The organism is Lysinibacillus fusiformis (genome assembly GCF_002845985.1).
Lineage (GTDB): Bacteria > Bacillota > Bacilli > Bacillales_A > Planococcaceae > Lysinibacillus > Lysinibacillus fusiformis_D.
This window is the reverse complement of the sequence record NZ_PDFK01000001.1, coordinates 238,418-259,514: the sequence shown is the minus strand read 5'-3', so window position 1 is coordinate 259,514 and position 21,097 is coordinate 238,418. Positions and strand designations below refer to the sequence as shown.

Genomic DNA, 21,097 nt, shown 5'->3' with positions numbered 1-21,097 from the left:
ACATCTTTATCCTTTTAAGAAATCCTTGTACAGAAATTGCTGCTACTTTACTAAAGTTGCAGCAATTTCTGAAATAACAACCCGGTTACCCATTATTGGGGAAGACTCATTGTTTTCTTTGTTACCAATCTCTTCACGACGGTGTAAATTTTTAAAGTCATCTGATTCGCGCCATGCTTTGAATTGCTCGACTGTATCCCAGAACATCATAACGTTCATTTCATCGTGATCTTCTGGTTCAGAGCAAACGTTCACTTCAACTTTATTAAACCCTTCCCAGTTCAATAAATTTTTATCAGATATAAATAATGGTGCCATTTTATGAGCAAAACCTTTTTTTACTAAAAAACGGTTAGTTACTGTAATCATCTATTATATTGACCCCTTTATGACATTTTTAATTGATATTGATTTTCATTATCAATTAAAACATACATTAATTGGCTATGCAATAAAAAATTTTAAAAAATAACATTAAAAACGTTTGTTGACAATTATTTTTATTTCAAATAGAATCATAAACAACTGTATGAGAATGATTATCAATTTCAATTTGGTTTTTTTTAAAAAAGAAAGGGTTGGTAGTTACTATGAAGAAGTTTAAATTTCTATTAGTAGGTGCGTTAGCATTAGTATTAACAGCATGTGGAGAGGAAAGTAAACCAGCAGATGTGGGTGCTTCAACAGATAAAATAGAAATGGAACAACAAGTTGAAACAGGGGGGGCGGTAACATTAATAGATGACCTTGGAAATAAGCATGAATTTGAAGCAATACCGAGTTCAGTTGCTACATTAAATCCAGGAATGATGAATATTTTGCTTGCATTAGGTGCAAACGTTACTGGTCGACCAACGATTACATCCGATATGAAGGCAGAAGTAAAAGCTATTCAAGAGATAGGTAACCCACATGAACCATCATTTGAGCAAATTGCTGCATTGAATGCGGAAATACTTATTGTGCCACTTAGCTTCCAGCAGTTCGCTAAAACGGTAGAAGCTACAGGTACGAAAATTGTGTACTCAAATATGAATTCAGTAGATGATATAAAAAAGACGATTACAAAATATGGAGCATTATTTAATAACACAGCAAAAGCGGAGAAGTTAGTTGGACAAATTGATGAGGAAATTGCAAAAGGCTCAACAAAATCAACGTTAGATGCTCTCATTGTTTACGGTGCACCAGGTACATATTTAGCCGCGCTTGATAATTCACTATACGGAGATATTTTAAATAAGGCAGGTGGTAAAAATATAGCAGCTGATTTACCAGCGACAGATAAGTTTCCAACATACGCAACATTAAGTGTTGAGAAAATTGTTGAACGTAACCCAAAAATAATTATGCTAATTACGCACGCCAATCCAGGAACAGTAAAAGAAGGTTTTGAAAAACAATTGAAAGAAAACGCAGCGTGGAAAAACTTAGATGCAGTAAAGAATAATCAGATTATCTTTTTACCAGCAGAATTGTTTGATAATCCTGGTACACAAGTTGTAGAAGCTATTGACTATATGCGCGGGCTTTTAAAGACAGCTGAAGAAGCAGTTAAATAATTTTATTGTGGGGAAATAACGATGATAGCAGAAGCGGAAAAATATGCACACCCACTTGCTAAAAAACGAAAAATAGCGCTAATTGTGTTACCTATACTATTAATCATTGTGAGTATTGGCAGCCTTATGATAGGACAAGTTTCGTTTTCAGTAAGTGAAGTGTTTAATGGAATTTTGAGTTCAGAAGATACTATGGCACGACGAATTGTTTGGGAAATCCGAATGCCCCGTATACTAACGGGTATGATTATTGGTGTTTGCTTGGCTATTGCGGGTTCGATTTTACAAGGAGTCATGCAAAATCCATTAGCCGATCCAGGAGTTATTGGAATTACTTCTGGCGCTGGAATGATGGCTGTAGCGGTTATGGTTGTATTTCCTGGCTATATTATTTACTTACCTATAGCAGCTTTTTTAGGTGCTTTTGTAGCGGCAATGATTGTGTATTCATTATCGGTGAAAAAAGGTGGCACATCCCCAATGCGAATTATTTTAGTTGGGGTAGCCATCAATGCACTTTGTGGTGCAGGAACAAATGCATTAATGATTCTTTATAGCGATCGTGTACAATCTGTATTGCCGTGGTTGTCAGGCGGTTTAACGGGTGTTGGTTGGATGCAATTAGAGATGATTGTCTACTATGTCCTTGTAGCTATTATATTATCAATTTATGCGATTAAACATATTCGTATAATGCGTCTAGGCGATGAAATGGCAAGTCTTTTAGGACACAATGTTGAACGCAGTCGATTCTTTTTAATTGTATTAAGTACGTTACTAGCAGGAATTGCAGTAAGTGTTGCTGGTTTAATTGGTTTTGTAGGTTTGGTAGTACCACATATTTTACGATTAATTATCGGTGGAGATCATAAGTATTTAATACCTACTTCAGCATTGGCTGGTGGCTTACTTGTTGTTTTCGCAGATACAATTGCGAGAACTGTATTTGATCCTATTGAATTTCCTGTTGGCATTTTACTAGCATTTATCGGAGGGCCATATTTCCTGTATTTAATTCATAGAAAGGGGAATTCCATTGCTACGAACTGAGCATATCAATTACCAACATGAGTTCACCAACTTCCAGTTAGATGATATTTCCTTGACAATCAATGAAGGAGAAGTTGTTAGTTTAATAGGACCAAATGGCTCGGGAAAATCAACTTTATTACGTGTAATTTCACGTCTTTTAAAGCCGAATAGTGGGGCAGTATATTTAGATGAGCGGAATATTCATGAAATGAAGTCTAAAGAAGTGGCTAAAACATTAACGATGCTCCCACAAATGAATAATCATCAATTAGATTTAACGGTGCGTGAGTTAGTTGAATTTGGGCGTCATCCGCATAGTGGAGGGAAAACGTCGCTGTCAAAAGAGGATATAAAAATTGTCGATTGGGCAATTGATGTAACTGGATTGAATCACATGCAAAATCGGGTACTACCTTCGATGTCTGGAGGAGAACGCCAACGTGCTTGGATTGCAATGACTGTAGCACAGCATCCCAAAGTTTTGCTATTAGATGAACCAACAACATATCTAGATATTGCTCATCAATTAGAAGTGATGGAGCTTGTAAAAGAGTTAAATCATAAATACAATATGACCGTTATCATGGTGTTGCATGATATTAACCAAGCTGCACAAAATAGCAAACGTCTAATTGTACTAAAAAATGGGAAAATTCATTATGATGATTCACCTCATTGTGTAATATGTAAAGAAATGTTTCAATCCATTTTTGAAATTGATGCTGAAATTTATATGCAGCATGGAAATCCTGTCTTTACCCCAGTAAAATTGTGTTCAAGTTCTTGTAAATGAACGTATTTTTTCTATGGTCACAAGATGCTTCTGTTAGAAATAGTAATTTGAAATTTATGAAGCATCTGTAGCACATATAAAATTAACTTATTCCATTGAAGTAAAGGAGTTTATAAAAATGATTGGTATAATTTATTACGCTTATGGCGCACCAAAATCTTTAGACGATGTTACACCTTATTTTTCACATATTATGAATGGTAAAACGCCACCACCTCATGTGATTGAAAATATTACAGCGCAATTTAAAAAATTAGGTGGTGTTGATCCGTTAGCAGCCAATACGAGCCGTATTGCTAAAGGGCTGGAACATGCTTTACAGCAACGCTTAGCCCAGCCTGTAAAAGTATATAATGCTTACAAACATACAGAACCTTACATTCCAGATGTTGTTAACACGATGCTTGAAGATGGTATCTCAACTTTTATTACGCTACCTGTAAATCCGATTATGTCTTCAGGTGCTGCTGCGTTTCATGATGAAGTAAGTGCATTGCTAGCTTCTCATGATGTTACTATTATAAGTGGTCAAAATTGGCATTTAAATACAGAATTACTTGCTGTTTATAAAGATCGTGTTCATCGTGCCTATGAATGGATTTCCACTGAAAAACGAACGCACACTCATGTTTTATATACCGTGCATAGTCAGCCAATTAATCCTGAACGTAATGAACTGTATGTACGCCAATTCTCCGAATTAGCAGAGGCCATCTCAAAAGCTGCTCAAATTGATAACTGGCATATTACCTATCGAAGTGGTCATGGCAAAGGTGACTGGCTTGCTCCAGATGTAAAGGAAAAGATTAAAACATTACATGCAGAAGGTGCTCAAGGTTTTATCACATGTGAACTCCTTTCACTTTCTGCGGATATTGAATCCTATTTTGAAATCGGAAGTGAATGTCAAAAAATTTGTGAAGAACTTCAAGTTGATTTTGCCCAAGCGGAATTTCCAGGTGACAGCTACGATACCATTCAAGCATTAGCTACCATTGTTGAATCATTTATTCTGGCACAATAACAAAGGCTCAATCATATACATCATCGAAGCGCTCCCACGGATGTAGTGGTTTAGCCAAGGCGACAACATACCTTAGTTTAATGGAGTTTCTTGTATTATAACGCTAAATTTTATGACTATGATGTAACTGACGATCAACTAAAAGACGCTTTAAATCCACCGTCTGAAGCAGCAAAATATTAGTGAAGATGAAGTTACTCACTGGAGCAAAATTGCTGGTCGTCAAACTGCTTTAAAGGATGAACATTGTGTAATAGTCGTTCGCCCTGTCATTATAAATAAGAAGATATAGCCATCTGATACCGATATTGAATTGGTGTCAGATGGCTTTATTGTTTTAAAATTAGAAAAGCAGCAGATACAGTTTAAGCACACTTCTATTACTGTTCCTTGCTCCGTTTTTAAATAATATTGCTAAAAAATGCGAGATAGTTAGTTGATGATAGAAAATAGCTTTTAAATATTTTTGTGAATAAAGTTTAGGGGACTGGGGTTAATATTCATTTAATCGATTTAGACAAAATAATTTTAGCAATCAACTAATTATTAACCTAGAATTTAACACTGATAGAGCTTTAATTTTGTTCAGCTATTATATTAAGAAAGTAATAAAACAAATGTAAATGAAAAAGAACTGATTACATATAATCCCTTTAAGTAGGTGAACTTTATGCCTATTCTATCTATTTTTCTATATTATAGAAATTTTCTATGAAAAGATTACCTATATAACCAATCTAGTAGTAAAATTACCTTATTTTTAGCGTTTATTTATTGGTAATCTAGTTATATTATTGTCTTGTAAAGCAAATTACAGTTTGATTGGGATATTTAATCTTGGTAAATTTAGAAGTTTGCTTTCCCTATAATTGGTTGTAATTATTATTTGCGAGAACAATTTATACATATTTTAACAATTGAATAGCGCGATAATATTGTTCTCACAGAATAATATAATTTATTAGAATTCTGGAGGAATATACTATGAAGAAACAAAACAAAGGTCGTAAATTTTTCGCAACTACTGCAACAGCAGCACTTGTAGCATCAGCAATCGTACCAGTAGCATCGGCTGCCGAATTTAATGATGCAGATAGCATTTCATCTTGGGCAAAAGAAGCTGTACAATTTTTAACTGACAAAGGCTACATCCAAGGTGATGAAAAAGGGAACTTCAACCCAGCTGGTACGCTTACTCGTGCAGAAGCTGCTGAAATTTTATCAAAAGCTTTAGATTTAAAAGCTACAGGAACAGAAGATTTTTCAGATGTTGATGAAAATGACTGGTTCTATAATGCAGTACTTGCAACTTCACCAGAATTATTTGATGGTATGGGTAATGGCAGATTTGAACCTAAAGCTCAATTAACAAGAGAACAAGCTGCGAAAGTTATCGTACAAGGCTACCAATTAACAGGTAAAGCAGACCTTAGCCAATTCGCAGATGCTTCGAAAGCTTCTAAATGGGCTGTATCTTACTTAGAAACGGCTGTTGACAACGGCGTAATCAATGGTAAAGGTTCATTATTAGCACCACAAGATAAAATCAGCCGTGAAGAATTCGCTACTATGGTAAAACGTACAATTGATGCAACTGTGAAAGAGGTAACACCAGCTGTAGCATCTGTAAAAGGGTTAAATGCAAAAGAGCTTGAAGTAAAATTCAACACAGCTGTTGATGCAAAAGATGCGGCAATCACAACGAAGTATGCTATTGAAGGCGTAGCTATCACAAGTGCAGTAGTGGCTGAAGACGGCATGTCTGTTACTTTAACGACTGATAAGGAGTTAAAATTAACTAACGGAAAAGTGACTGTAAAACCAGTCAAAACAAAAGCAGATGCTAAAGTTTTAACTGAAGAATTTAACAATTTATTAACTTTTGCAGATACAACACCTGTTAGTGTGAATACTGTAGAAGCAAAAGGTACTACAGCAGTGATCACTTTCGATGAGCTTGTACAAAATGAAGGAACAGTAAGCTTAAATGGTACTGAACTGTCAAAAGATCGCTATACTTTATCTGGTAAAAAATTAACAATTACTGGATTGACAGCTGAGCAAACTTATAAAGTAGATATTGTTGGTGCCACTGATTTCGCGAATAATATCGCGAATCCTATCGCTGTGAACTTCACAGTTGCTAAAGCAGATGTAGATAATTCAAAACCAACTGTTTCAACAGCTGTAAACGGTACAGAAATTACGTTTGATTTCTCAGAAGAATTAATGAAACAAAAATTTGTTGTAGATGCTGATGCTTCAGTTGAAGGGTATGCGAAAGTAACTGTAGGATCAACTGTTTTCTACTTAAAAGATGCTGATTTGAAAGATGTAGCTGATAAAACTGTATTCACGATTGATGCGAAAGCAGTGTTAGGTTCATCAACATTTATTAATACAAATATTAAAGTAGAAGGACAAAAAGATGTAGCTGGAAATGCTGGAGACGCATTTGAGTTCAATGCTATTCTAACTAAAGATACAACGCCTGCTACACTTGTCTCTGCTTCTACAAAAATGTTAGTAGCTGATGATGTGAAGGTAACTACAGATGTAGATGCTTTATACCTTACTTTTAGTGAGCCTGTCAAAGTAGATGGTATTTTAACAATTAAAACTCAGAACGGTATTGCTTACACTGCTGGAAAAGAAATAGCGGTAAAAGACGTTAAAGGTACTGGTTACGATGTAGATGGTAATGGCAAAATTGAGGGTGCAGAGAAAAACACAGTTAAAGTTGACATTGATTTAGATAGCAATTCAACATACACATTTGAATTATCTGCTGGAGCAGTGAAAGATTTATCTAAAAACGTGACTGCAGAGACGATTACATTTAATGTTACAACTGGAACGTTCGAAGCTACACCTGAAACACCTACAGATTCATTAGTATTTGGAGCTACACCAGTTGTTGTAACAAATAACAATGTATTCACTGTTGAATATGCTACAGATGTGACTGCTACAGCAACAAATGCTGCTAACTACACACTTGGCGGAAAAGAGCTACCTGCTGGAACTCAACTTCAATTTGTAGATGGTACTAAAAAAGTACGATTCACTTTACCTGAAGGTTCTATTACTGCTAATGGTAATTATGTACTTGAAGCTAAAAATGTAGTTGATACAAAAGGAAATACACTTAAAAATGGGAAAGCTACAACTCAAGTAACACTGAAAGAAAATATTGTCCCTGTAGCTTCTCAAGTAACAGTAGTAGATAATAAAACATTTATCGTAGACTTCTCTGAAAGTATTGTAAATGAAGCTACACCAACAGGTTTAACAGTGAAAATTGCTGGCTCTACTGTGAAAATTACTGCTGCTGTTGTAGAAAACGGTAAACTTAAAGTGACAACTAAAGATCAATATGTTTTAACAGATAGCATTGTAGTAGAATTCAAATCAACTAACTTAGCTGATGTGAATAACAATAAAGTAAAAGACGGTTCTATTTCAAAATAATTCAACCTGTCAATTATAAGAAGCCCTGTAGAGATATCTCTACAGGGTTTTTAGTTTTATGATAATCTATGAATTTTATTTATAAGGGAACTTTTGCGGAATAGGCCCAAAAGCAATCCAATGGTATTTGAAAAATCTGCCCATTAACAGCACAATCATCCATGTAATAAATAGAGCAAAGATAAAGCCGCCAGCACTCCATAGGTGATAGAGGACACTATTGCCGCCAGTACTAATTTGTCTGTAAAGGAAAAGGAAAAATGGATGCAATAGATAGACGCCAAATGATACTACTCCTAAGTTTATGAAACCGTTGACCCATGCATGGTTCCATTTATTATAGATCCAATAAGAAAGCTGTAATAAGACGATACAGGCTGTTAAAGATTGGAGCTGAAAAACTAGTTCAAATATGGTGCTGTTCACTAAATAGGTTTGTGACGAAAAAACATAGTAATATAAATAAACATTATAGATAGTAGATAATAGCCCTACACACCATATAAAAAGGAGGGGGATAGGAAAATTTCCTTTTTTTAATTGAAGCCATCCTTTATATTTTTCAAAATAAATACCTAAAAATGCACCAGCTAAAAAATAGCAAATATAAGAGAAAGAAATACTCCCTCTATAGGGATACTGCCAAAACTCTGCATTTAATAGAATAAAGGCCCATTGAAGAACGAAGCCAATCCAAATTAGATGAGGAGATAGGGCTGGCTTTTTCTTTAAAACATATAAGAATAAAGGGAATATAAGATAGAACTGTACAATAATAAAAATATAATATAAATGAGTGTACGCTTTTCCTATTAATAGTTTTTCGAGAAATTCAACACTAAATAAAGCATGCCATGTGGATACTAAATCATGTGTCACATAAAATTGCATGGCTGTATAATAAAAAATTGAAAAAAAGAGATAAGGGACGAGTATTTGTGTCACTCTTTTTTTATAAAAACGAATGATAAGCTCTTTCGTGAGTTCTTTTTGTATATAGTTGTAAAATAAAACGAATCCGCTTAAGAAAATAAAAACAGGAACAGCGAATTTGGGAAAAATATTGAGAAATACATATAGTGGATAAAATTTTGACTCATTAGATAATGCTGTAACAGGTGTACTAGTAGAATGGATGAGGAGTACAGCAAGAATGGCTAATGCACGCGTAATATTTAATTCATTGATATGTGCTCGCTTCATATGATCATCTCCAAAAGTTGATTATGGTTTTCAGTTCCCAAAATGCTGCCTACATACTCTATGGGTATGCTCGTTAATGATAAATTAGACAAACATTATCGTCTGAATTTGTCTAAAGTGAGCAAGTGGGTCGTTCATGAATTACTATAAATGGCCATTATGTCAGGGAGATGTCAGCCATAAAAAAAGCTACCACGCTTTATATGCGTAGTAGCCTTTGTATCATTGATGAAGACTATCAATATTTTCTGGGAAATAAAAAGGGAAATGAGATAGTGTATCAAACCTTTTAAAATTTAAGTCGAATAGCTTATAAAGTAACAAGAATTCTTCCTCTTGCTTGACCTTTTAGTAAAAGAGGTAAAACATTTGGAAGTTGCTGTAATGTGACTTCTTGCTGAATGAAATTGTCAAGGTTTGCTGGTTTAAAATCTGTCGCAAGGCGCTGCCAGATGTTTAAGCGAATATCCATTGGACAATAAACAGAATCAATTCCAAGTAAATTTACCCCTCTTAAAATGAAGGGGAAGACACTTGTAGGAAGCTGTGTGCCTGCAGTTAAACCACTAATCGCAACAGCACCTCCGTATTGAATTTGACTTAATAAAGAGGCGAGTGGCTCTCCGCCAACAGAATCAACAGCAGCCGCCCATTTTTGTTTACCTAATGCTCTAATCTTCCCATCATAAACTTCTTCCCGAGTAATGATTGAAGTAGCCCCAAGATTATTTAAAAAGTCCTGTTCAGCTTTTTTTCCTGTGCTTGCTTCTACTTGATAACCAAGTGTTGAAAGAATAGAGACCGCAAAACTACCGACACCACCTGTTGCGCCAGTAACAAGAATTTTTCCTTTTTCAGGGTTAATGCCATTGTCCTCTAATTTTTTGATAGACAATGCAGCCGTAAATCCTGCAGTACCAATTACCATTGCTTCCTTGAGCGAAAGCCCTTTTGGAAGAGGCACAATCCATTTAGCAGGGATACGAGCATATTCACTAAAACCACCAAAATGGGAGACCCCTATTTCATAGCTAGTCGCAATGACCTCATCACCTTCGTTAAAGCGAGGGTCTTCAGAGGAAACAACGACTCCAGCTAAATCAATACCAGGAACAAAAGGATAGGAAGTAACGATTTTACCATCAGGAATAGAAGCAAGACTATCTTTATAATTAATGCTTGAATAATGAATCTTAATTAATACCTCACCTTGTGGTAGGTCTGCTAATGTCAATTCGTTTACTTTAACTGTAAATTCTTCCTCTTGATTGACAACTAACGCTTTAAAACTTCCTATTGTCATAGTAAACATCCCCTTATCATTTAATTCCAATAAACAGTAACAAAATTATTCTGACCGGTCAATATAAAATTGGAGTTTACCTATTCTTCCTGTATAATAGCTTTAACTTGATTCAGTATATGTTTTTGTATTGTTATGTACAGAAATCCCTCTCATTTATAATGGGAGATAGCCGTTGAATCCTCATAAAGCCGCCAGCGGATGTCACAGTTTTTAGAAATGAGCTTTCGAGCAAAATCAAAAAAATCTGGATGCATTGTTTCTTCGCGTACAAGCGAAGCGTCAGCGGCAATTACACTAAGGCGTAATTGATTAAATCACCGGAGGCATCTATGAAAAAGAAAGAGGAAGAACGTAAAAAACAAATTATGAAAGCAGCCTTTAATGCTGTTTCAAAGTTAGGTTATGATAAAGTTACACTACAAGACATAGCCGATCATGCCAATGTTTCAAAAGGGGTAGTTCACTACTACTTTACAAGTAAACAAAATATATTATTGGCATTACTGGAATCCACTACGAGCAAAATCTATAGTGTTGAAATACAAGAAATAGGCAAATATCAAACAGCTATAGAAAAGCTTCAAGCCTACTTAAACGCTGTTTTTGTGTCACCCCAAGATAATAAAAAGTTTTACAGAGTCTATTTAGATTTTTTAGCCAAGGCAAACGGCAATGAGGATTATAAAAGAATCAACTTAAAATTTTATGAGAATTGCTGGGGAATTGGTCAAGAAATTATTGAATTAGGAAAAAGGGAAGGTGTGTTTAGCCCAAACATTGATTCCTTAGCCTCTGCAAAAATGATGAGAGCAATGATTGATGGTTCGTTAATACAATGGTTAACTTGTGATTTAGAAGAACAACATAAATTTTATAAAGAAACCTGTTTGAATAGTATTGTGAAATTATTAAAATAGGGATAATAAAGCCTAATTACTATTGTAGTAAGGCTTTTTTTATGTAGAAAAAAAGGGGTTGATTTGAATAAATTAGAAATTATTTATCAATATATTATCTTTTTTGCTAAAATTACCGTCTTAATTTTCAAAAAAAACAATGGAAATAGAATATTTTTAATATTCATTTTGGTAGTTTATGTAAAATAATCGCTTAAAATAGGAAAAAATTGTTTTAATATTCACTGAAATAGCGTTTATGCAATCGTTTATACAAGCAAATATCTATGTTTTCAATAATTTAAACTGTATAAAAATTTAAAATAATGTCGAGTTGAGTCAGTATATCATTTTCTTTATACTGTGAAAGTAATTATTGGAGAGGAGAAATGATCATGAATAAAGAAGTGACAATTATTGGGGTACCCATGGATTTAGGCCAAACTAGAAGAGGGGTAGACATGGGACCAAGTGCTATTAGATATGCAGGGGTAACGGAACGACTTGAGGGCCTTGGTTATTCCATACATGACGAAGGGGATTTAACCATTGACATCGAACAGGAAGATAAAGAAATAGAAGGAAAGACAAACTTAAAAAATTTAAAAACGGTCACAGAAAGTAATGAAAAACTAGGTCAGAAAGTAGATCATGAAATTTCCTTAAAACGTTTTCCTTTAGTTTTAGGTGGAGATCATAGTATTGCGATTGGCACATTAGCAGGTGTCTCAAAGCATTATGAGAATTTAGGTGTCATTTGGTATGATGCACACGGTGATCTAAACACAGGTGAGACATCTCCTTCAGGAAATATTCACGGTATGTCTTTAGCTGTAAGTTTAGGTCTTGGCCATCCTGCACTAACGAATATCGGAGGCTATGCGCCAAAAGTTAAGCCTGAAAATGTTGTGATTATTGGTGCTCGTGATTTAGATCCAGGTGAGAAAAAGCTTATTAAAGAAATTGGTATTAAAGTGTATACGATGCATGAAATCGATCGTTTAGGGATGACAACTGTAATGTCACAAACAATTGATTATTTAAAGGAGCGTACAGACGGTGTTCATTTATCTTTGGATTTAGATGGACTTGATCCAAACGATGCGCCAGGTGTAGGAACCCCAGTTGCAGGTGGTATTAGTTACCGTGAGAGCCATTTAGCGATGGAAATGCTGTCAGAAGCAAATATCATTACTTCTGCAGAGTTTGTTGAGACAAATCCAGTATTAGATCAATATAATAAAACGGCAATTGCTGCTGTAGCTTTAATCAGCTCTCTATTTGGTGATACATTACTGTAAACAAAGGATAGTGACATCATTTCTCTCGTAAAGGAAGAACTTTTCTTAGGCTATAAGGTCGCCACAACCAAATATAAGAAATTAGCTCTCCCTAAATAAAGTTTACTATAGAAAAAGCAAATGCTCTAGCACATCAATAGCCTTTATTTTGTCAGAAAATTGACAGTTTATAAAATATATTAACTTGAACATCTATCAATTATTTAAATTTCAAATAGTTATCTGTCGTGCACGAAAAAAAGAAAGTGCTTACAAGATAATTAGTGTAAGGAGTTTTTATGGCAGCAGAACAATATGAATTGAAAAGAAGTATGAAAGCTAGACACTTATTTATGATTTCTCTCGGAGGATGTATTGGAACTGGTTTTTTTCTTGGCTCAGGGTACACCATTAATCAAGCGGGGCCAACCGGTGCCATTCTAGCTTATTTAGTAGGCGGAGCAGTAATGTATTTAACAATGCTATGCTTGGGTGAATTATCTGTTGCTATGCCAGTATCTGGTTCATTCCAAACATATACGACGAAGTTTATCGGTCCTGCCACTGGTTTTGCTGTTGGCTGGCTGTACTGGCTAGGCTGGGCAGTAACTGTTGCACTCGAATTTTTAGGTGCTGGACAACTTATGCAAAGGTGGTTTCCTGATTCTCCAGTATGGATGTGGTGCCTAATATTTGCTGTACTGCTCTTTGTCTTGAATGGTTTATCTGCAAAAGCCTTTGGCGAAGCAGAATTTGTCTTCTCAAGCATTAAAATTTTGGCCATCCTGATGTTCCTTGCGGTTGGGGGAGCAGCTATGTTTGGGCTGATCGATATGAAAAATGGAACAGATGCCCCATTTCTTACTCATTTTTATGAGGGTGGTCTTTTTCCAAATGGTTTAACAGCACTGCTCATTACCATGATTACCGTGAATTTTTCATTTCAAGGTACAGAATTAATCGGTATTGCTGCTGGAGAGAGTGAAAATCCCGAAAAAACAATCCCTAAATCTATTAAACAAACCGTGTGGCGTACGCTGTTCTTCTTTGTGTTATCTGTCTTTGTATTGGCAGCTATGATTCCTATGGATAAAGCGGGTGTTGTTGAAAGTCCATTTGTTGTTGTATTAGATAGTATAGGGATTCCGTATGCAGCAGATATTATGAATTTTGTTATTCTAACAGCTTTATTATCGGTCGCTAACTCGGGTTTATATGCTGCAACACGTATGCTGTTTTCTCTTTCCGTTGAAAAGATGGCAAGTCCATTGTTAGGGAAGGTGAATAGAAGAGGAATTCCAATGAATGCATTATTGATTACCCTTGCTGTTGCTGGTTTGTCATTATTGTCAAGCGTATTTGCCGCTAATACCGTATTTGTGTGGCTTTTATCCCTAGCAGGTTTAGGTGCACAAATTGGGTGGATTGCAATTACTGCTTCTCAAATTGCATTTAGACGCTCCTATTTACGCCAAGGAGGAAAAGTGGAGGATTTAAAATTCAAAGCACCATTCTATCCGGTTATTCCTATTTTAGGATTATTGGCAAACTGCATCGTTATGGCAAGCTTGGCTTTTGATCCCGCTCAACGATTAGCCCTTTACTGTGGTGGAGCTTTCTTCATTGGCTGTTATATTGTTTATTATTTAAAAGTGAAAAAAGTTACAAATTTAGTAATAAACCAACAAGAAGTCCAGTTAAAATTAGATCAAAAAATGTATCTTTAAGTAATAAGAGTAGCTGTATTATGTGGCTACTCTTTTCTTTATTAATAAAGAACAACAAAGACGAAACTACCAAAGAATAGTTCCAAAATAAAACGAAAAAATTTATCGTTTTTCGATAAAAAAATATTGAAATAGGATAATTTATCGTTTATTCTTCATACAAGAATAAATTTAGTTTTGAGCTAATCTGAGGTGGATTCATGTTAAAAAATTTTGTTAAAGATTTAGGAATCTTTACGTATCAACAATCGTTATCCTGTATTTTTCCTGTTGTAATATTTATTACACTTGCATTTTCTAGAGCTGTTCCAATACCAGGTGTAGCAAGATATGATTTCATTCTAGTCATCTGTCTATTGACGCAATACTTGATGTATAGATTTGGATTAGAAACAAAGGATGAAATAAAAGTCATCTGTCTGTTTCATATTATTGGACTTGTGCTAGAACTGTATAAAGTGAATTTTAATTCTTGGTCTTATCCTGAAGAGGCGTGGTCAAAAGTGGGAGGTGTTCCATTATATAGTGGATTTATGTATGCTAGTGTGGCGAGTTATATTTGCCAAGCCTGGCGTAGATTCGATTTGAAAATCGTGAGTTGGCCAAAAAGTTATGTAGCCATTCCACTAGGAGCCATGATTTACTTCAATTTCTTCACCCATCATTTTATTTATGATTTTAGATGGCTGTTAATGGCATTACTTTTTGTGGTGTTTTATCGAACAATGGTCAAATTTAAGGTGCGAAATAAAATCTATCAAATGCCCATCGTTGCGTCTTTCTTTTTGATTGGCTTTTTCATTTGGATTGCTGAAAATATCGCTACTTTCTTTGGGGCATGGTCATATCCTAATCAAGAGGTAGTATGGTCGATTGTGCATTTTGGCAAAATAAGCTCTTGGTTTTTACTTGTAGTCATTAGCATTCTGATTGTTGCACAGCTTAAATTATTTTATCGAGATGCAGGTGAATAAATAAAGTGCATAACTAACTTTCATTTCAATATTTGAAAGTTGTACCCATCCCTTTTCATAAAACTGTCCCTTTTTTAGAGGGCAATCCTGCTGTAGACTCCTCTTTAGTAGAGGATAGGGGGATAAAAAGATGAAAACAGACATTCGAATGCTGCAAAGAGCTTGTACAGATGAAAAACAAATTCAACCATTTTTAAAAGACGCACAAACCGCTTTTCTTGGTTTAGTGGATCAACATACACCATATGTTCTGCCACTAAATTATGTCTTCAAAGATGGGAGTTTTTATTTCCACGGTGCCAATGAAGGCAGGAAAATAGACATCCTAACAGCCAACCCAAATGCATGTATTTCTATATGCGAGAATTATGGAACAATGGTAGATCCCATTCCTGCTAACACGGATACAGCTTATATGAGTGTCATCGCAAATGGTTTGGTGGAAATTGTCACAGATTTAGATGAGGCTACTGTGGCAATGCAGGCAATGCTTGATAAATATGTCCCAGGTTATTATCACGCCCCTTTGTCGAAAACACATATCGAAAAGTATCAATCATCACTCGGGAGTAAGACGCTTGTTCTGAAAGTAAGGCCAACCAATTTAACCGTAAAAGAGCATAAATTAAATGAACAAATGCACTATTATTCAGGCAGAGTGGTAACACAGGATTTGAATCGGAAATCTACTACTGTGGCGACCAATTGAACAAATTAAATATCGAATAACGATAAGGCTTGGGATTCAATATGGAAAGTAGAGTTGGAAAGAGGTTTTTTCCATCTCTACTTTTTTATTGCGCTTTAAATAACCTATTCTTATTAATAGATATAGCTATTCGTAAGTGCTATAATGCCTGTGAAAAATCATTGGAAATTGTGTAAGTAGAAGGAGAGGACAATTCATTTGAATATTTTAGTTGTTGACGATGAAAAAGAAATTGCAGATTTAATTGAGTTATATTTAAAAAATGAAAACTACCATGTATTTAAGTACTATACAGCTCAAGAGGCTCTGGCGTGTATTATGCGGGAAAATGTGGATTTAGCTGTTCTCGATATTATGATGCCAGAGATAGATGGCTTTACCATTTTACAAAAAATCCGAGAAACATTTAATTTTCCAGTGATTATGCTTACGGCAAAGGAAGAAGAGATTGATAAAATAAATGGATTTTCTTTAGGAGCAGATGATTATATAACAAAGCCATTTCGTCCATTGGAATTGGTTGCTCGTGTCAAGGCACAAATAAGAAGATTTACATTGTACAACCAAGGTTCGAAGCAAACAGAAGATATCATTGATTTCGCTGGTTTGATGATCAATCAGAACACACGGCAGGTCTTTTTAAATGAAAGACAGGTATCCCTAACCCCTACGGAATTCGCAATTCTATGGTATTTGTGTACAAATCGAGGGAAGGTCATTAGTTCAGAGCAATTATTTCAAGAAATTTGGGGGGACAAGTATTTTAACAGCAATAATACCGTAATGGTTCATATACGACATTTAAGGGAAAAAATGAAAGATTCTGCGGAAAACCCAAAATTTATTAAAACTGTTTGGGGAGTGGGGTATACCATTGAAAAATGAGTTTGGCGGATTGAAGAGGAAGATGATTTTACAAATCGTTTTTATTCTTATTATAGCAATCATAATAGGTTTTATAATCAACTTTGCATTCATTGATGGTGTTTTACAAGCTCCCTTTGCAGATGCTTTTATAGCCTTTTGCGAAAATGTCTTGCAGCTCGATTACTTTGCTGCACAAAATGCCTACAATGTGTTATTTCAACAAAATAAACCTCTTTGGCTTACTATAGGATTTATCCTATTATTGTTGATCATTTTTTATATTGCCCTCTCTCGTTTTACTCGTTATTTTCATCAAATTAGTAACAGTATCACTATGCTTGCAGATGAGTCAGAGAAGGAAATTCATCTTCCGACAGAGCTCGATTTTTTAGAGAAGAAATTAAATGATGTGAAATATAAATTAGAAAAGCGTGCAAGGGATGCACAAGAAGCAGAACAACGTAAAAATGATCTGGTTGTTTATTTAGCCCATGATATTAAAACACCCTTAACATCTATCATTGGTTACTTAAGCCTTTTAGATGAGGCAAGGGATATGCCTGTTGAGCAAAAAGAAAAATATGTAACGATTACATTAGAGAAATCCTATAGACTAGAACAATTAATCAATGAGTTTTTTGAAATCACAAGATTTAATTTACAATCCATCGTTTTAGAGAAAGACCTTATTCCTCTTAACTATATGTTAATGCAAGTAGCCGATGAGTTTTACCCATTGTTAGCACCAAAGGGTCAAAAAGCCATCGTCAATATAGATGGAGAGATGACTATCTATGCAGACAGAAATAAATTAGCAAGGGTATTTAATAATATTTTAAAAAATGCAATTGCCTATAGTGAACCCAATAGTACAATCGAAATTAGTGCACAAAATGAAAACAATCAAACGTTTATTTCATTTAAGAATACAGGGAAGACCATACCGCCTGAAAAATTAAAGATGATATTCGAAAAGTTTTACCGTTTAGATAGTGCAAGGTCTACACAAACGGGTGGTGCTGGACTTGGTTTAGCCATTTCAAATGAAATTGTGCAAGCCCATGGAGGGACGATTACAGCTACTTCTCATCACAATCAAACCGTGTTCATAGTTATGATTCCAGCCAATTCTTAAGAAACCTTAAGAATTCACTAATAGTTAATTAAAAATAAGCTCCTTTTTTTATGGTTCAATAAAAGCATAAAGAGAAGGAGTTGTTTTTATGTTCACAAGAAAAGGTATTGTAAGTATATTGTTCCTGTTCATGATCGTATTTGTTTATTTGATATTGAAAGAAACACCTGTAACATTACGTCAGGAGATGGTTGATTCACCAAAAGTAATATCGACGATGAGTAGCGATATGCTCAATATCGATTTATATAGTTCTAATGCCATTTTAGTGAATTTAGATGAAAATCAAGTACTATTAGATAAAAATAGTGAGGAAGTCATTTATCCTGCATCTTTGACGAAAATGATGACTGTTTTAGTCGCAATTGAGCAAATTCCAAGCTTACAAGATGAAATCGTTTTACCTAAAAACATCTTTAATGATTTATACGAGGAAAATGCTTCAGTGGCAGGTTTTCTTCCGAATGAGAGGTTGACGATAGAGGATTTATTGTATGGTTCCATGCTGCCATCAGGTGCAGAGGCATCCATTGGTTTAGCTGAATATGCTGCTGGTTCAGAACGGAAATTTGTAAAGCTTATGAATGATAAGGCGCAGCAACTGGGAATGAAAAATACTCATTTTATGAATACAACAGGACTGCATCATCCAGATCATTATACAACTGTGAAAGATATGTCACTACTCTTACAATATGCCTTAACAAATGATGAGTTTCGAAATGTTTATACAGCAGAAAGATATTCTATTAAGTCAACGAACCTTCATCCGGAGGGTATTACATTTACTAATCGAATGTTTCAGCATATGACATCAAGTGTATTGCCAGGAGGGAAAATCCTAGGTGGCAAGACGGGTTATACAGAGGATGCAGGATTATGTTTAGCAAGTTTAGCAACTGTTAATGGACAAGAATATGTGTTAGTGACAGTAGGAGCTGAAGGAGGTCCTCGGACGGAGCAATATAACATTACGGATGCATTTTCTGTGTATAGTCAATTGTAAAACTGGTGACTATTTTCTATATGTTTTAATTTTCAATCTTTTTGAAAATGCTATATAGTGAATATATTCATCTTGAAGGAGAGGGTACTATGGGAAGATTAGTTCATTTTGAAATCCATGTAAATGATATGGAGCGGGCAAAGCATTTTTATGGGAAAGTATTTGGCTGGTCATTTCAAGACTGGAGTGACTATGCAGGCATGCCGTACTTTGGAGCAGTGACAGGTGAGGAAGATGAACTTGGTATTAATGGTGCGTTAATGCAACGACAAGGTCCACCACCAGAAGTCAATCAAGCGTTGAATGGCTTTGCTTGTACCATGGGTGTCGAAAGTTACGATGGAACAGAAGCCAAAATTCTTGAAAATGGTGGCAAAGTAGCTATATCGAAACATGCTTTACCTGGGATGGCATGGCAAGGCTATTATATCGATACAGAAGGCAATATTTTTGGCATTCACCAACCTGATAAAAATGCAAAGTAGCATTCGCTCCATAGTCGAGGGGTAATGCTCAAAAATGGGGAAGCCGCTTCAGTTGGAGGCTGCGCTGGGAAAGTGAGGAAGTTGCTTAGAAAAGATTGGTCTCGGCTCATTGGAAGAGCGACCTCCTTATAAACATGAAGAAACCACTCCAAAGCTAGAAGACTGCACCTGATCAAAAATAAACTTTTCTCACAACCATCTACAATAGTAAAGACCTATGTTCATTTTTTCTTGAACATAGGTTTTTTTTGATCTCACTATAGAATGGTGATATTTGTAAATATATGATGTTTTGTTTTGTAAAATTTGGTATGGTTAAATTATGGAAATATTAAATATCTACATATGATCAAGGAGTATTTGTGATGAAAAAGAGAAAGTGTTTATTTAGTTTAATCGCATCCATAGGGTTATTAGCATCTTGTAGTAGTGGTGAGGTTGAGCCTGATACGACGAATGAAAAAATGTATATTTCATCTATTCAAAAAAAGGAAGCCTATGAAATTCAACAGCCTGCAAAAAGTAATATTGCGCGAGGCTTAATGGTTAACAATATGAATAATGCGTTAAATATAAATGAAATAGAGAGGGGACTCATGGATTTATCTGTGAATCATTTTGCAACTGAAAAGCATTATTTGCAGGAAGGTCAATATTTGGATGAGCAAATGATTAAGCAATGGTTAGCTAGAAAAACAGAGGAAGGTATTGGCTTGAATCCAGCCATTGAAACTAGAACTGGTGATGTTTTAGAGGATGAGAAAAAGTATCCGCTAATTCTCTCTCATGTAGTAGAACATAATTTTATTCATAAGGAAAGTAACAAGCTAGAGGGAATGTCGATTGCGATATCGTTAAATGAATTTTATGATATACGTGTATCGGATGACAAAGGGTTAATTTACACAGGACAAGTGAAAGTAGATCAAAATGATGATGATAGCAATGATGTGAAAAATTACGGCAAAAAAATAGCTGGCAAGATCATTCAGGATATAAGAAACAATAAAAAGATACCGGAAGTCCCTATTTATTTAACTTTATATCAGGAATCCAATATAAATGATATTATTCCTGGCTTATTTTTAGCTGAAACCTTTATTGCAAAAGGAGAAAATACTATAGCAAAGTGGTCTGAGATTGATAAAAAGTATTACTCATTTCCATCAGAGGCATTATATAGCTTAGATCAAAATATGTATAATAAATTATTAATTTTTAAAGAAGATATTCAAGCAGGGTTTAAGCATTTAAACCCTAAAATTATAGGGAGACTTCGCTATGAAGAGGGCAAATTAACAGATATTAAAATGGAAGTACACGCGCCGCTAATCAATGATACGGAATTAGTAGGCTTGTTACAACTGATTAGTACAAATTTAAATACGATTTTATTTGAGTACATCCCTATTACCGTTCGGATCATTGATCAGAAGAAGGATGTGGGAATTGTTCTATGGGAACCGACAGAAAAACAAATTTTCGCAAATCCTATCTAACTATCATGTAAAAAGTCGTCGCAACTCAAATGAGAGACTCATGATTTTCCATGAGGCATAGTAAACGAAAAGTAATAAATAGCAATCAAAATAACAGGTCCTCATTCATTAGGTACCTGTCTTTTTTT

At 35.0% G+C, this 21,097-nt stretch carries 18 protein-coding genes; 15 read left to right on the top strand and 3 right to left on the bottom strand.

All coding sequences use genetic code 11. The features are described 5' to 3' along the window. Nucleotides 1–42: 42 nt before the first annotated feature. Nucleotides 43–369, bottom strand: a complete 327-nt coding sequence (locus CRI88_RS01400; RefSeq protein ID WP_036127104.1) for an antibiotic biosynthesis monooxygenase — start codon at nt 367–369, stop codon at nt 43–45. Nucleotides 370–590: 221 nt separating this feature from the next. Here CRI88_RS01400 and CRI88_RS01395 point away from each other — a divergent pair, with 221 nt between their 5' ends. The 5 genes from CRI88_RS01395 to CRI88_RS01375 all read left to right on the top strand — a co-directional run bounded on the left by CRI88_RS01395 (nt 591) and on the right by CRI88_RS01375 (nt 7,882). After that, entirely contained in the window at nt 591–1,562 is a 972-nt protein-coding gene (locus tag CRI88_RS01395; RefSeq protein ID WP_058843348.1) for an ABC transporter substrate-binding protein, read from the top strand. A gap of 21 nt (nt 1,563–1,583) precedes the next feature. Continuing rightward, nucleotides 1,584–2,612 carry a FecCD family ABC transporter permease gene (locus CRI88_RS01390; protein ID WP_058843349.1) on the top strand — a complete coding sequence of 343 codons (1,029 nt, stop codon included), beginning with the start codon at nt 1,584–1,586 and terminating at the stop codon, nt 2,610–2,612. Next, nucleotides 2,599–3,387: an ABC transporter ATP-binding protein gene (locus CRI88_RS01385; RefSeq protein WP_036127098.1), complete on the top strand. Its 789-nt coding sequence runs from the start codon at nt 2,599–2,601 to the stop codon at nt 3,385–3,387. Before CRI88_RS01390 ends, CRI88_RS01385 begins: the two co-directional genes overlap by 14 nt. Before the next feature lie 118 nt (nt 3,388–3,505). Further along, nucleotides 3,506–4,411: a ferrochelatase gene (locus CRI88_RS01380; RefSeq protein WP_036127096.1), complete on the top strand. Its 906-nt coding sequence runs from the start codon at nt 3,506–3,508 to the stop codon at nt 4,409–4,411. A gap of 984 nt (nt 4,412–5,395) precedes the next feature. Then, on the top strand, nt 5,396–7,882 hold the full coding sequence (locus CRI88_RS01375) for an S-layer homology domain-containing protein (protein ID WP_058843350.1): 2,487 nt from the start codon (nt 5,396–5,398) through the stop codon (nt 7,880–7,882). 75 nt (nt 7,883–7,957) lie between these two features. Here CRI88_RS01375 and CRI88_RS01370 read toward each other — a convergent pair whose 3' ends face one another. Both CRI88_RS01370 and CRI88_RS01365 read right to left on the bottom strand, forming a co-directional pair. Continuing rightward, a complete protein-coding gene (locus tag CRI88_RS01370; protein ID WP_058843351.1) occupies nt 7,958–9,085 on the bottom strand; it encodes an acyltransferase in 1,128 nt (375 codons plus the stop codon). Nucleotides 9,086–9,395: 310 nt separating this feature from the next. Next, nucleotides 9,396–10,388 carry an NADPH:quinone oxidoreductase family protein gene (locus CRI88_RS01365; protein ID WP_058843352.1) on the bottom strand — a complete coding sequence of 331 codons (993 nt, stop codon included), beginning with the start codon at nt 10,386–10,388 and terminating at the stop codon, nt 9,396–9,398. Nucleotides 10,389–10,720: 332 nt separating this feature from the next. Between CRI88_RS01365 and CRI88_RS01360 the strand changes: the two genes are divergently transcribed. The 10 genes from CRI88_RS01360 (at nt 10,721) to CRI88_RS01315 (ending at nt 20,969) form a co-directional block, all read left to right on the top strand. Next, nucleotides 10,721–11,308, top strand: coding sequence for a TetR/AcrR family transcriptional regulator (locus CRI88_RS01360; RefSeq protein ID WP_036127086.1), 588 nt, complete (start codon nt 10,721–10,723; stop codon nt 11,306–11,308). Between the two features lie 374 nt (nt 11,309–11,682). Beyond that, nucleotides 11,683–12,588, top strand: a complete 906-nt coding sequence (rocF, locus tag CRI88_RS01355) for an arginase (RefSeq protein WP_101966349.1) — start codon at nt 11,683–11,685, stop codon at nt 12,586–12,588. 278 nt (nt 12,589–12,866) lie between these two features. After that, entirely contained in the window at nt 12,867–14,294 is a 1,428-nt protein-coding gene (locus tag CRI88_RS01350) for an amino acid permease (protein ID WP_101966348.1), read from the top strand. A 200-nt stretch (nt 14,295–14,494) separates the two neighbouring features. Next, the gene (locus tag CRI88_RS01345) at nt 14,495–15,268 is read left to right on the top strand and encodes a DUF817 domain-containing protein (protein WP_101966347.1); all 774 of its coding nucleotides are present in this window, start codon (nt 14,495–14,497) and stop codon (nt 15,266–15,268) included. Between the two features lie 130 nt (nt 15,269–15,398). Further along, complete coding sequence (locus CRI88_RS01340) at nt 15,399–15,977, top strand: pyridoxamine 5'-phosphate oxidase family protein (RefSeq protein ID WP_058843356.1); 579 nt, start codon at nt 15,399–15,401, stop codon at nt 15,975–15,977. 192 nt (nt 15,978–16,169) lie between these two features. Then, nucleotides 16,170–16,862: a VanR-ABDEGLN family response regulator transcription factor gene (gene vanR / locus CRI88_RS01335; protein WP_197412989.1), complete on the top strand. Its 693-nt coding sequence runs from the start codon at nt 16,170–16,172 to the stop codon at nt 16,860–16,862. A 22-nt stretch (nt 16,863–16,884) separates the two neighbouring features. Next, nucleotides 16,885–17,979: a sensor histidine kinase gene (locus CRI88_RS01330; protein WP_170829796.1), complete on the top strand. Its 1,095-nt coding sequence runs from the start codon at nt 16,885–16,887 to the stop codon at nt 17,977–17,979. Between the two features lie 88 nt (nt 17,980–18,067). Then, nucleotides 18,068–18,985: a D-alanyl-D-alanine carboxypeptidase family protein gene (locus CRI88_RS01325; protein WP_058843359.1), complete on the top strand. Its 918-nt coding sequence runs from the start codon at nt 18,068–18,070 to the stop codon at nt 18,983–18,985. An 89-nt stretch (nt 18,986–19,074) separates the two neighbouring features. Further along, a complete protein-coding gene (locus CRI88_RS01320; protein WP_036127069.1) occupies nt 19,075–19,470 on the top strand; it encodes a VOC family protein in 396 nt (131 codons plus the stop codon). Nucleotides 19,471–19,835: 365 nt separating this feature from the next. Beyond that, nucleotides 19,836–20,969 (top strand): CamS family sex pheromone protein, encoded by a 1,134-nt coding sequence (locus CRI88_RS01315; RefSeq protein ID WP_101966346.1) that lies wholly within the window; start codon nt 19,836–19,838, stop codon nt 20,967–20,969. Nucleotides 20,970–21,097: the final 128 nt, after the last annotated feature.